General features: G+C 43.3%; 10 protein-coding genes and 1 pseudogene. 7 read left to right on the top strand and 4 right to left on the bottom strand.

Features of this window, described 5'->3' with window-relative positions:
- Nucleotides 1-13 precede the first annotated feature (13 nt).
- Nucleotides 14-1,279, top strand: a complete 1,266-nt coding sequence (locus tag KFQ09_RS06320) for a peptidase (RefSeq protein WP_255836117.1) — start codon at nt 14-16, stop codon at nt 1,277-1,279.
- 227 nt (nt 1,280-1,506) lie between these two features.
- Here the strand turns inward: KFQ09_RS06320 and KFQ09_RS06315 are convergent, their stop codons facing one another.
- Nucleotides 1,507-1,728 carry a YgaP family membrane protein gene (locus KFQ09_RS06315; protein WP_008344274.1) on the bottom strand — a complete coding sequence of 74 codons (222 nt, stop codon included), beginning with the start codon at nt 1,726-1,728 and terminating at the stop codon, nt 1,507-1,509.
- 125 nt (nt 1,729-1,853) lie between these two features.
- Between KFQ09_RS06315 and KFQ09_RS06310 the strand changes: the two are divergent.
- Nucleotides 1,854-3,595 (top strand): annotated as a pseudogene (locus KFQ09_RS06310) (adenine deaminase C-terminal domain-containing protein).
- Nucleotides 3,596-4,127: 532 nt separating this feature from the next.
- Nucleotides 4,128-4,442, top strand: a complete 315-nt coding sequence (locus KFQ09_RS06305; RefSeq protein ID WP_007496879.1) for a YerC/YecD family TrpR-related protein — start codon at nt 4,128-4,130, stop codon at nt 4,440-4,442.
- A gap of 80 nt (nt 4,443-4,522) precedes the next feature.
- Here KFQ09_RS06305 and KFQ09_RS06300 read toward each other — a convergent pair whose 3' ends face one another.
- The gene (locus KFQ09_RS06300; protein WP_025206871.1) at nt 4,523-5,038 is read right to left on the bottom strand and encodes a DUF3916 domain-containing protein; all 516 of its coding nucleotides are present in this window, start codon (nt 5,036-5,038) and stop codon (nt 4,523-4,525) included.
- Between the two features lie 93 nt (nt 5,039-5,131).
- Nucleotides 5,132-6,712 carry an FMN-binding glutamate synthase family protein gene (locus KFQ09_RS06295; protein WP_116307587.1) on the bottom strand — a complete coding sequence of 527 codons (1,581 nt, stop codon included), beginning with the start codon at nt 6,710-6,712 and terminating at the stop codon, nt 5,132-5,134.
- Nucleotides 6,713-6,851: 139 nt separating this feature from the next.
- On the opposite strand from KFQ09_RS06295, the gene KFQ09_RS06290 reads away from it, so the two are divergent.
- Nucleotides 6,852-7,082 (top strand): hypothetical protein, encoded by a 231-nt coding sequence (locus KFQ09_RS06290; RefSeq protein WP_255836116.1) that lies wholly within the window; start codon nt 6,852-6,854, stop codon nt 7,080-7,082.
- A gap of 1 nt (nt 7,083) precedes the next feature.
- On the opposite strand, the gene KFQ09_RS06285 is transcribed toward KFQ09_RS06290, so the two are convergent.
- Nucleotides 7,084-7,476: a DUF2283 domain-containing protein gene (locus KFQ09_RS06285; RefSeq protein ID WP_050827030.1), complete on the bottom strand. Its 393-nt coding sequence runs from the start codon at nt 7,474-7,476 to the stop codon at nt 7,084-7,086.
- Between the two features lie 261 nt (nt 7,477-7,737).
- Here KFQ09_RS06285 and KFQ09_RS06280 point away from each other — a divergent pair, with 261 nt between their 5' ends.
- From KFQ09_RS06280 to ligA, 3 genes are read left to right on the top strand one after another with little or no spacing between them, the layout of a single operon-like run.
- Nucleotides 7,738-8,430 (top strand): heptaprenylglyceryl phosphate synthase, encoded by a 693-nt coding sequence (locus tag KFQ09_RS06280; RefSeq protein WP_008344257.1) that lies wholly within the window; start codon nt 7,738-7,740, stop codon nt 8,428-8,430.
- A 57-nt stretch (nt 8,431-8,487) separates the two neighbouring features.
- Nucleotides 8,488-10,710 (top strand): DNA helicase PcrA, encoded by a 2,223-nt coding sequence (pcrA, locus tag KFQ09_RS06275; RefSeq protein ID WP_048002813.1) that lies wholly within the window; start codon nt 8,488-8,490, stop codon nt 10,708-10,710.
- A 44-nt stretch (nt 10,711-10,754) separates the two neighbouring features.
- Nucleotides 10,755-12,761 carry an NAD-dependent DNA ligase LigA gene (gene ligA, locus KFQ09_RS06270; protein WP_007496867.1) on the top strand — a complete coding sequence of 669 codons (2,007 nt, stop codon included), beginning with the start codon at nt 10,755-10,757 and terminating at the stop codon, nt 12,759-12,761.

Below are 12,761 nucleotides of genomic sequence, written 5' to 3'. Positions count from 1 at the left end.
AAGGATGAACGACTTGCAGCCAATGACACGTATTAGAAACTGGATGAAAGAGCATCAGGATGAAGCCATTACGCTTCTTCAGCAAATGGTGCAATGTGACAGCACCCAAGGAAATGAAGAAGACGTGCAGCAGATCGTGGCCAATAAACTGTCCGCCATTGGCTTTGATGTAGACGTTTGGGAAATTGGCGGTGATGAATTACTAGAGCATCCTTATTTTTATTCCCCGCGCCGAGCTTTTCAGGGGAGTCCCAACGTTGCTGGGCGATTGAAAGGAAAAGGTGGCGGCAAATCGATTTTATTAAACGGGCACGTAGATGTGGTTCCGGCAGGAGATACGAATCAATGGACATATCCGCCTTACAGCGGGCATATCATAAACGGGAGACTTTATGGACGCGGGGCAACAGATATGAAAGGTGGAAACGTTTCTTTACTCTTTGCGCTTGAGGCACTGCATGCGCTTCAGATTCCCCTGAAAGGAGATGTGGTGTTTCATAGTGTCGTCGAAGAGGAAAGCGGCGGAGCAGGCACACTTGCTGCGATATTGAAAGGGTACACAGCGGACGCTGCCATCATTCCAGAGCCAAGTCATATGAACATTTTTCCACTTCAGCAAGGATCAAAGTGGTTCAGGCTGCATATTAAAGGAAGGGCAGCTCATGGCGGAACAAGGTATCACGGTGTTTCTGCTATTGAAAAGAGCACGGTGGTCCTTTCTCATATAGCGGCACTAGAAAAAGAAAGAAATCAGCGAGTGACGGAGCCGTTGTTTCAGCATATCCCGATTCCAATTCCAATCAACATTGGGAAAATTCAAGGCGGTGATTGGCCGTCCTCTGTCGCAGATCTTGTCACAATGGAAGGCAGGCTTGGTGTGATGCCAGGTGAGACAGTTGAGCAGGCAGAGAAGGAATTAGAAAATTGGATGACTGGACTCGCTGAAAAGGATGATTGGTTTCAAGAACATCCTGTGGAGGTGGAGTGGTTTGGTGCTAGATGGCTTCCAGGGTCAATCGACTCTGATCACCCGCTTTTAGGTCTATTGAAGGAACAATATGAAGAGGTCATGCAGCACCCGCCAAAGGTGGAAGCCGCCCCTTGGGGGACAGACGGCGGATTACTGTCACAAGCAGCGGATATCCCAATCATTGTGTTTGGACCTGGAACGACAGAGCTTGCCCATTTCCCGAATGAATCCATTGAGATCAAACATGTGATTGAAGCAGCAGAAATCATTGCTGGTACGTTGGTCAAATGGTGCGAAGCAGCGGAATGATTCACACACAAAAAAAAGAAGGCTGTCTACTCAGCCTTCTCCAGCGTGCAGATAAACCCTCGCATTCGCCCGCTGGTCTGTGCGCCGGTGCTCACGAATGTAACATTCGCTCCGCTCCGGTGCTCGCCCTTCCTAGACTTCAAAGGTTTTCATGTCACGCTGAGGAAGACAAAGGGATAAAATAAAAATCATTTTAGCCCCTTTGTCAACGATCTGACGAAGGCTGTCTACTCAGCCTTCTCTTTATGTGTATTCTGCTGTTCACACATATAGGTCACTGGACAAAAACGAAGAATACCAGAGCCCAATTTTAATCCGCCGAGCATGATGCCAAAAAGCAGCATTTTACTCCATGGTTTTCGAGCATATAAGGATCCAGCTACAGTACATATCGTCATTCCGCAGGCAATTCTCATGAGCGCTTCCATTAAGCCAAGATTAGGTTTCATTGCAAGTGATTCTCCTTTTTTAAATTATTTTAAGTGTGATTTCAAGAAATTGTAACGTTTCATTAATGCGTAACGTGGTTCGTTATGTTACGATAGGGCTAATACAAATGAAGGAGAGTATGTGAATGTCCGAACGTACTTTTAATTGGAGAAACAATGACATCCGCACACAAATCGATGTAGTCGACTCAAAAATAGTTCCAACACTCCTTTTAACGAATGGGCTCGTGCTAAACCCGTTTTTGAAGCAATGGGTGAAGGCAAATATTTGGATACATGATGATCGAATTGTTTATGTCGGAGCAGAGCTTCCTCAAAATAAATCAGCTAAACGTGTGATTGATTGTGAAGGTAAATACATTGTGCCGGGGTATATTGAACCTCACGCGCATCCGTTCCATATTTATAATCCCCAATCACTTGCAGAATATGTGTCTCAATTTGGCACAACAACGATGGTCAGCGATAACTTATTTCTTCTTTTGCAAAGCAATGAAAAGAAAGCGCTTTCCACTCTATGTGAATTAAAAAAGCAGCCATTTCAGTATTTCTGGTGGTCTAGATACGATCTTCAAACCGAGGTCAGGTATGAAGATGAGATGCTTCCTATTAACTATCGGAAAGAATGGATTGATCACCCCGACGTCCTTCAAGGCGGCGAATTAACGAGCTGGCCAAGATTAATGGACGGTGATGATCTCATTTTATATTGCATGCAAGAAACGAAGAAGCAGAGAAAACGAATTGAAGGGCATTTCCCTGGGGCTTCTGAGAAAACGCTAACAAAAATGAAGCTGTTTGGAGCGGACAGTGATCATGAAGCAATGAATGCAGACGATGTGCTCAAACGCTTGTCTCTAGGTTATCATGTGTCCTTGCGTCATTCTTCCATCCGCCCAGATTTAGTGAACATTTTAAGGGAATTGCATGAGCGTGACTTTAGGCACTACGATCACTTTTTCTATACAACAGATGGATCAGCGCCTCACTTTTATGAAGAAGGCATGATCAATCGTCTCATTTCCATTGCCCTTGAAGAAGGCGTGCCTACTATTGATGCGTACAATATGGCGACTTTTAACATTGCGAAATACTATCAAATTGATGACTTATTAGGCGTGGTCGGTCCTGGCCGATTGGCTTCTTTGAATATTTTAGATGATCCGATGAATCCAAATCCAGAAACGGTGATTTCTAAAGGGGTAATCCTGAAATTAGAGGGGAGAACCAGCATCAATTCCAAGAGACAAAATGGGAAAATGGTGGGCTTGAACCATTAGATTTAAGCTATGACCTGACGATGAGTGACTTGCAATTCTCAATGCCGCTTGGTGTCAAAATGCGCAATGCTGTCATCATGGAGCCTTATACAGTGGAGATTGATAACTCTGTCAACCAGCTGTCCTGTGACCATGATCAAAGCTTCTTCAGTTTGATTGATCGAAGAGGCGAGTGGCGCGTGAACACAATGTTAAAAGGATTTGCAAACAAGGTGCAAGGCTTTGTCAGCTCATTTTCAACCACTGGTGACATTTTAGTGATTGGGAAAAATAAAGATGATATGATGCTTGCTCATAAGCGAATGAAAGAAATTGGCGGTGGAATTGTGCTCACAGAAAACGGGAAGATTTTGCATGAAATCCCGCTGCAATTATCAGGCTGTGCATCAGCTGAACCGTTTGAAACGGTTCTTCAGCAGGAGCAAACGTTACGCGAGCTACTCATTGAGCGAGGGTATCCATTTGACTGCCCGATTGATACACTTGTCTTTTTCCAAAGCACACACTTGCCGTATATTCGAGTGACGCCAAGAGGAATATTTGATGTCATGAAAAAAACTGTACTCTTTCCGTCTATAATGCGTTAAAATATAACAGAGTGGAGCTGTATCATATTTGCTAGATTTCTGACCGCTGTTATAGGGCAGGAGTAAGCAAGAGATCTCTTCGCTGCTAGATATGGTGACAAAGCATAGGGCTTTGACATGACGAATGAAGTGCCCAATTGTAAAATGAATCTGTCGGTTACGCTGGCCGACCAACATATTTTGAATAATTAAGCAAGGCGGGGCGCAGGTTTATCGTCTCGCCAAGCTTTCTACACATACTATTTTTTTAGGGAAAGACTTAACAGAGCAGAAGTGTTCTAGATATCGGAGGCAAACAAGTTTGTCAGATTGTCGCACAAGGAATATGACAAAACTTGTCGAATTTGTTTACGATAAAGAAGCTTCGGCTTACGAAAGAACCTGATGGCATTTTCAGCGTAGAACCAAACCTGTCATGATTCGTTCAAAGCTCATTGCTGAGGTTGAAAAAAATGAGTCAGGAAAGATACCGCTTTCTCGGAAAAGTCAGTGCGGAGCGGTGTGCCAATAGTAAAGGAGAAGATGTATAAAGATGCAAATTGATAAATTAAGGGGCAAAAGCTTAGATCAGTTATTCAACTCCATCTTATCCCTTAAAGACCTGGAAGAATGCTATCGATTCTTTGATGATTTGTGTACCATCAATGAAATTCAATCTTTATCACAGCGTCTTGAAGTAGCACGTATGCTTCGCGAGGGAAATACGTATCATAAAATTGAGACGGAGACAGGTGCAAGTACAGCCACTATCTCACGTGTCAAACGCTGCTTGAACTACGGAAACGATGCCTATACGATGGCACTTGACCGCGTAGCAGAGCAACAAGCAACGGACGAAACAAAATAAAGCAGCTTTCACTGCAAACATTCTTTATGATTTGTCGTTTTGAAGTTGAACAAGTAAGAGCCATTTCATTTGAAATGGCTCTATTTGATGTCATCAAGTTCTCCCATAAACCATCGTTCACCTTCATAGGACACTTCATCGTCATCAGTGATCACTTCCTTAAAACCGATGGTTCGCATATTTTGTGCAACAGATAAATCCCATTCTTTTTGAATATTTCTCTGATCGGAAAGGGGAAGCCATGTCTGATACTCATCTTGTCTGTTGAAGAAATCTTTCACATAAGAATCCCCTTTAAACACAATGATTTGTGAATGCCATAATCCAGGCAGATCGACTGCGACCACGACACGATATATGTCCCCGTCGTTTGGTTTCAAATCAATGAGATGCTCAGCTCTATTCAATAGAGTTTGAATGCATAGACGTTTGATCTTTTTCGGTGTTCTGTTGGAAGTCATAAAATCATAAGCCGCTGGTAGAGGAAGGTGCCAGTAGTCAGAAACATTCGCCGGAAACGACTGCGTATTTGCGTTCATTTCTTTTATGATCTGTTGAGTCTTTCGTTTCATACCGCGGACCTTTTTTTCACGCATACTCTTTCTCCTTATCAAAGATCTATTAATTTCTTTATACGTGATTGAGCAAGAATGTCAACGAAAAAAGGTGTGGAAACGCACCTTTTTAAACTAGACAGACTGCTCTGTGCCTGAGAACATAGGGACTTCACTTGTCTGACCGTTTTCTTGTCTAAAAATAATATGTTTTTCGTTAAAATGAATAGGTGATTCAATTCCAGCTGCTGCGCATAAATTAAACAAACCTTCTCTAAGGGACAGGATATAATTGCAGACGCGGTATTTCTTTTCTTCAATGAATAAACCTTTTTGCAGCTTTGGATCTGTGGTGGCAACCCCAACAGGGCATTTATTCGTGTGGCATACTTGCGCCCGAATACAGCCAACCGAGAACATCAAGCCCCGTGCGATATTCACAAAATCCGCTCCCATGGAAAGGGCAATGGCGATTTTATCAGGGGAGAGAAGTTTACCAGACGCAAACAGCTTGAGTTGATCTCGAACCCCATATTTCTTCAAAATTTGATGGACCATCGGTAGTGCGGTGAAAATGGGCAGGCCTGCGGAATCAGCCAGTTCATGAAAGGAAGCACCTGTGCCACCTTCTCCGCCATCCACTGTAATGAAATCAGGATGTTTTCCGCTTTTTTTCATATAGAGAGCAAGCTCCTCGATATCTTCTTTATGTCCAACAACTAGCTTGATTCCAACTGGTTTTCCGCCGATGTTTCGCAGTTGTTCAATAAAATCAAGCATGTCAGGAATGGAGTGAAACATCTCGAACCGGTTCGGACTGTCAATGGATTGGTGTGGCGGCAGTTTACGGATTTGGGCAATTTCTTCTGTGACTTTTTCACCGTCAATGTGTCCCCCGCGTGTTTTCGCTCCTTGTGCTAGCTTGAGTTCAAAGGCTTTTACTTCATCATGCTCACTTTTTTTCTTAAACTCTTCAAACGAAAATGCGCCATCCTCTGTTCGAACCCCAAATAAACCAGGTCCAATCTGGCAAATGATATCGGCGCCCCCTTTGAGATGGTAAGGTGAAAGCCCGCCTTCACCTGTGTTCATCCATGTGCCACCAGCCATTTTTAAGCCGGAGGATAGAGCCGTAATCGCCCGGTCGCCTAAGGAGCCGTAGCTCATGGCTGATTGACCGATCAATCCTTTGACGCGGAAAGGTTTTTGGCACGTATGTTCACCAATGATTTGTACATCTTCTTCATGGAGATAATAAGGTTTTGCTTCGACTTCTTTCGTGTGTTCACTTCTTCTCAGTAAATTGTCTTGATCGATCTGATACACTTTTGTTTGGATTTTTTCAGATTGATCGATGCGTAACTCATCTCGCTGCTTTGGAAATAGGACGTTGCGAATATAGTAACCAGGCTTGTCAAAATCACGTTTTGATCCAAAGCCCATTGTCCGGCTTTTGTACTTCCCAGACATGACAGCTTGCTCGTATTCTCTTCTTGAGAAAGGAAGCTCCTCTCGATCATTTAGAAACAGATATTGACGAAGCTCAGGTCCTATTTTTTCAAAAATAAACCGCAATTTTCCAATGACCGGATAATTTCGTAGGACAGAATGCTCTTCCTGTTTTTCATCTCGCATCCAAATCCAGATGAATAAAATGATTGGTATGATGAAAAAAATCACTAATAATGCGCCAATGACAATGAAAGTTGTTGTCACGAAAATCCCCTCTTTTCTCTATCATTACTGTTGTTATTCCACTTTTCATTGAAAGAGAAACCACTTCAACAGATTGTGACGTTTAGAAATGAAAAGGCGGGGTAACTTACAAATAAGATCATAAGGGGAGGGAACATACATGAATAAGCGTCCGAATGTGTATGTACTTGCAGGATTAGGGGTTGGTGGTGCCGTGTTATTAGCAGTGAAAAATAAACAGCATCTCAAAAAATGGGCAAGCATGTTCCGCTCAGATGAAAAGGTTCCTGAAAAAGCTGGTCACCCTGATCCGTTAGATATTCAAGACAACAAGATGGTCGATGAAGGGGCCATGACATCTGTTCATTATTTTAATGAAGTGAGACAATAGTTTAGAAAAACCGTTTTGACCATTCAAAACGGTTTTTTCTTGTCTTTTTTTTGATGTGATATCGAAGAGGATCGACAAGCGTAAAACCGATCAACCCTTCGTGATCAGGCGTCGAGAAAAGAAATTCAATGCCCGATAAATGATAGGTTGAGAGAACTTCCTGATCCGTAAAACGTAACGAAAGCTCGTCCTCATAAACGGGTGTGAGTTTCAACACCTTGGCTTCTTCTGCAAATAACTCCAGCCCAGCCACTCGGCCCTCTTTGTCGATGTCTACGTTCACACATTCATTCACGTCTAATTCAATGGTTTCTTTGATTGTCCCGATTCGAGGCGGGATGAGATAGATATATCCAATGCCGATCGTTTGATCATATGTGATGGTTCTTTTCAAATCATTCACCTGCTTGGTCGATAGTAAAATGTTCCTTTCATGTATAATATCATGTGATGAGATGAAGTAGCTCTCATTTCAGTTCAGCATCGATCTATTTATCTCCCTCAGCGCCTCTTGAATCATTCACCTCGCCTAAAATGAAAATCGACTATTTTCAAAAGAATGAAACTTTTAGCTGAAGGAGGTTACCCATTTTTTGCGGTGTCTGATTTTGTTATAATATTTAAATGGAATGAAACGAATGGAGGAACGTTTTTCATGTATGATGTTACCGAGTGGAAGCATGTCTTTAAACTCGATCCAAATAAAGAGATTTCCGATGAACAACTTGAAGCGATTTGTGAATCCGGTACGGATGCCATTTTAATTGGCGGCAGTGACAACGTGACAGAAGACAACGTGCTGCAACTGATGTCAAAGGTGCGCCGCTTTCTTGTGCCATGTGTCCTTGAAATCTCGACACATGAGATGATTGTGCCTGGCTTTGACCTGTATTTTATCCCCACTGTGTTAAACAGCGCTCATCCTGATTGGATTGTTGGTCTACATAAGGATGCGATGAAGGAATACGGTGATTTGATGTCAATGGAAGAGATTGTGCCGGAAGGATATGTCATCTTAAACGAAGAGTGTAAAGCGGCTAAGCTGACAGAGGCAAATACGGCACTGGATATAGATGACGTAAGGGCTTATGCGAGAGTGGCAGAGCACTTGATGAAACTGCCCATCTTTTACTTAGAATACAGCGGAACGCTTGGAGACATAGAGCTTGTGAAAGAAACAAAAGCAGTGCTACATGAAACGGTTCTATTTTATGGCGGCGGTATTGAAAGCGAAGAGCAGGCGAAAGACTTTGCACAGCATGCAGACGTTGTCGTCGTGGGGAACGTCATTTATGACAATTTTAAAGAAGCGTTAAAGACAGTCGACGCAGTGAAAAAGTCATCATAGTCAAACAAGACGAAACGGGTTAAAATAGAACATAAGTTCGAATTGGCGGTGAATGAAATGAATGAAATATCGAATCATCTATTAGAAGGGCTGAATGACGCGCAGAAAGAAGCGGTCAAAGCAACAGACGGGCCGCTGCTACTGATGGCAGGAGCAGGTAGTGGAAAAACACGAGTGCTCACGCATCGAATTGCGTATTTAATGGCAGAAAAGCATGTGGCACCGTGGAATATTTTAGCGATTACCTTTACAAATAAAGCAGCAAGAGAAATGCGTGAGCGTGTACAAGCGATTTTAGGGCCTGGTGCGGATGACATTTGGATTTCTACGTTCCACAGCATGTGTGTACGCATTTTACGACGCGATATTGACCGTATTGGTGTGAATCGCAACTTTTCTATATTAGACACATCTGACCAGCTTTCAGTCATTAAAAACATTTTAAAAGAACGAAATATTGATCCTAAAAAGTTTGATCCACGTAGCATTTTAGGTTCAATCAGTAGTGCAAAAAACGAACTCATTGACGCAGAGGAATACGCAAAAACAGCCGGTGACTTTTACGATCAAGTCGTCAGTGACGTCTATACAGATTATCAAAAACGATTACTCAAAAATCAGTCACTCGATTTTGATGATCTTATTATGATGACGATTCGTCTGTTTGAGCGGATCCCTGAAGTATTAGAACACTATCAGCGAAAATTCCAATACATCCATGTCGATGAGTATCAGGATACGAACAGAGCGCAGTACATGCTTGTGAAACTGCTTGCGCAGCGTTTTCAAAATATATGTGTGGTCGGTGACTCGGATCAGTCTATCTATCGCTGGCGTGGAGCGGATATTACAAACATTCTTTCCTTTGAAAAAGATTATCCGTCCAGTGTAGTGATTTTGCTTGAGCAAAATTACAGATCGACTAAGCGTATTCTGAATGCCGCAAACACGGTCATTCAAAACAATTCAAACCGTAAGCCAAAAAACCTTTGGACAGAAAATGACGAAGGAGCGAAGATTGCCTATTACCGCGCAGATAATGAATTCGGTGAAGGTCAATTTGTCGCTGGCAAGATTCGTCAGCTTCATCAGAGCGGCAAGCGTAAGTTATCTGATTTTGCGATCCTCTATCGAACGAACGCCCAGTCACGTGTCATAGAGGAAACGTTAATGAAGGCGAACATTCAATACAACATCGTCGGCGGTACGAAGTTCTATGACAGAAAAGAGATCAAGGACATTTTGGCATACTTACGCCTTGTGGCAAATCCAGATGACGATATTAGTTTTGCGCGCATTGTCAACGTACCAAAGCGTGGAATTGGGGCGACTTCTGTTGATAAAATTGCCGCATACGCAGAAATGAATGATCTCTCTATGTTTGAAGCCCTTGGTCAGGTGGATTTCATCGGACTCAGTGCAAGAGCTGCCAATGCACTTGATGAGTTCAAACAGCTCATTGATCAAATGACAAATATGCAGGATTATTTATCTGTCACAGAATTAACGGAAGAGATCCTAGAGAAAACAGGCTATCGTGAAGCACTGAAGATCGAAAAAACGATTGAAGCACAAAGCCGCTTAGAAAATATTGACGAGTTTCTATCGGTCACCAAAAACTTTGAAGAACAAAATGAAGATAAATCACTTGTCACCTTCCTGACAGACCTCGCCCTTGTCGCAGACATTGATAAGCTAGATGAGGCTGAGGAAGAAGATCAGGATGCCGTCATTTTAATGACCCTCCACGCAGCAAAAGGACTTGAATTCCCCGTTGTGTTCTTAATGGGAATGGAGGAAGGCGTCTTCCCGCACAGCCGTTCATTAATGGAAGATGCTGAGATGGAAGAAGAGCGCCGTCTCGCTTACGTGGGGATCACACGGGCCGAAGAAGAGCTTTATTTATCAAGTGCGAAGATGAGAACGTTATTCGGCAGGACGAACATGAATCTGGAATCACGATTTATCAGAGAAATACCAGCTGATTTATTGGACAACCTAAATGAGAAAAAAGAAACGAAAACACCGTTTGGCCAAACGAGAGAAAGACCGCAAAGACGAGGGCCTGTCTCACGTCCACAAACGCAAACCATTCAAAACACAGGCGGCGGCAGCATTGGCTGGGCTGTCGGTGATAAAGCCGCTCATAAAAAATGGGGCGTTGGCACGGTTGTGAGTGTAAAAGGTAGTGGAGATAGTACAGAGCTTGATATTGCCTTCCCAAGCCCTACAGGCATTAAGCGTCTCCTTGCCGCATTTGCGCCAATCGAAAAGCAATAAACTGATAGGACTGACAAAACGGATGAAGTGAAAGGAAGAAGCAGATGGATAAAGAAGCAGCGAAACGCCGGATCGAGGAACTACACCAGATTTTGAATCAATACAACTACGAATATCACACACTGGATCGTCCAAGTGTTCCTGACGCTGAATATGATGCGCGGATGCGTGAGCTGATCTCTTTGGAGGAAGAATACCCTGATTTAAAAGCAGCGGATTCACCCTCTCAAAGAGTAGGAGGTGCTGTTTTAGACGCCTTCCAAAAAGTACGTCACGGTACACCGATGCTCAGTCTCGGCAATGCGTTTCATGAACAGGACCTTCTTGATTTTGACCGCCGGGTTCGTCAAGCAGTCGGTGACGACGTCGCTTACAATGTCGAGCTGAAAATTGACGGACTCGCTGTTTCTCTCCGTTATGAAAATGGCGTGTTTGTCCGGGGTGCCACGCGGGGTGATGGGACAACAGGTGAGGATATTACCGAGAACCTCAAAACCATTCGTTCCATCCCGCTCAAAATCAATCGGCCTCTGTCGATTGAAGTGAGAGGCGAGGCATTTATGCCAAAACCTTCTTTTGAAGCCCTTAACGAAAAAAGATTACAAAACGAAGAAGAGCCGTTTGCGAACCCGCGTAATGCGGCTGCTGGCTCACTTCGTCAGCTCGATACGAAAATTGCAGCGAAACGAAACCTTGATATCTTCGTCTACAGTATAGCGGAGCTTGATGAAATTGGTGTTGAAACGCAAAGCGCAGGACTTGATCTTCTCGATGAGCTTGGCTTTAAAACGAACAAAGAAAGACGGATGTGCCAAACCATTGAAGAAGTGATCGACCTCATTGAAACACTGAAAACAAAGCGTGCTGATTTCTCATACGAAATCGATGGCATTGTCATTAAAGTCAATTCATTGGCACAGCAAGAAGAACTAGGTTTCACAGCAAAAAGTCCACGCTGGGCTGTTGCGTACAAATTTCCGGCCGAAGAAGTCGTGACGAAGCTGATTGATATTGAACTAAGTGTGGGGCGTACTGGCGTCATCACCCCAACAGCGATTCTTGAGCCTGTAAAAGTCGCAGGAACGACAGTGCAGCGTGCTTCTCTTCATAATGAAGATTTGATCAAAGAGAAGGATATCCGCCTTTTTGATCAAGTGATTGTCAAAAAAGCGGGCGATATTATCCCAGAGGTTGCAGGTGTCCTTGTTGATCAGCGAACAGGAGAAGAAAAGCCGTTTCACATGCCGACTGAATGTCCAGAATGTCATAGTGAGCTGGTCAGAATTGAAGGAGAAGTGGCGCTTCGGTGCATCAATCCACAATGCCCCGCTCAAATACGTGAAGGACTCATTCACTTTGTGTCTCGTAATGCGATGAATATTGATGGGCTAGGAGAGCGAGTCATTACACAACTTTTCAAAGAACAGCTTGTCTCTCGTGTATCAGACCTTTATCGTTTAACAAAAGAAGAGTTGATTCAGCTAGAACGAATGGGCGAGAAATCAGTCGATAACTTACTGCGTTCGATCGAGCAATCGAAAGAAAACTCTCTTGAACGTTTATTGTTTGGACTTGGTATTCGATTTATTGGTTCTAAAGCAGCGAAGACATTGGCCATGCACTTTGAGGATATCGATCAGTTAAAACAAGCAACGAAAGAACAATTACTTGAAGTAGATGAAATTGGTGAAAAAATGGCCGATGCAGTCGTCACGTACTTTGAGAAAGAAGAAATACTAGATCTGCTAAATGAACTAAAAGAACTTGGGGTCAATATGACCTACACAGGGCCAAAACCGGTGAAAGTAGAAGAAAGTGATTCCTACTTTGCAGGAAAAACGATTGTGCTGACGGGGAAATTAGAAGAAATGTCTCGTAATGATGCAAAGGCAGCGATCGAAGCATTAGGCGGCAAGTTAGCAGGTAGCGTAAGTAAAAAAACAGACTTAGTCATTGCCGGCGAAGCAGCTGGAAGTAAGCTGACAAAGGCAGAAGAACTCAATATTGAAATTTGGGACGAAGCCAAAATGCTCGAGGAGCTAAAGAAATAA

The organism is Bacillus sp. FS02 (assembly GCF_024398395.1).
Lineage (GTDB): Bacteria > Bacillota > Bacilli > Bacillales > Bacillaceae > Bacillus > Bacillus altitudinis.
Note: the sequence above shows the minus strand (reverse complement) of the source record. Positions and strands in the feature narration are given on the sequence as shown.

Bases quoted from the DNA above. Each gene is read 5' to 3' on its own strand.
- KFQ09_RS06315 (WP_008344274.1), bottom strand. From the start codon at position 1,728: ATGAAACCTAATCTTGGCTTAATGGAAGCGCTCATGAGAATTGCCTGC.
- pcrA (WP_048002813.1), top strand. From the start codon at position 8,488: ATGAATGAAATATCGAATCATCTATTAGAAGGGCTGAATGACGCGCAG.
- KFQ09_RS06300 (WP_025206871.1), bottom strand. From the start codon at position 5,038: ATGCGTGAAAAAAAGGTCCGCGGTATGAAACGAAAGACTCAACAGATC.
- KFQ09_RS06280 (WP_008344257.1), top strand. From the start codon at position 7,738: ATGTATGATGTTACCGAGTGGAAGCATGTCTTTAAACTCGATCCAAAT.
- KFQ09_RS06305 (WP_007496879.1), top strand. From the start codon at position 4,128: ATGCAAATTGATAAATTAAGGGGCAAAAGCTTAGATCAGTTATTCAAC.
- KFQ09_RS06290 (WP_255836116.1), top strand. From the start codon at position 6,852: ATGAATAAGCGTCCGAATGTGTATGTACTTGCAGGATTAGGGGTTGGT.
- ligA (WP_007496867.1), top strand. From the start codon at position 10,755: ATGGATAAAGAAGCAGCGAAACGCCGGATCGAGGAACTACACCAGATT.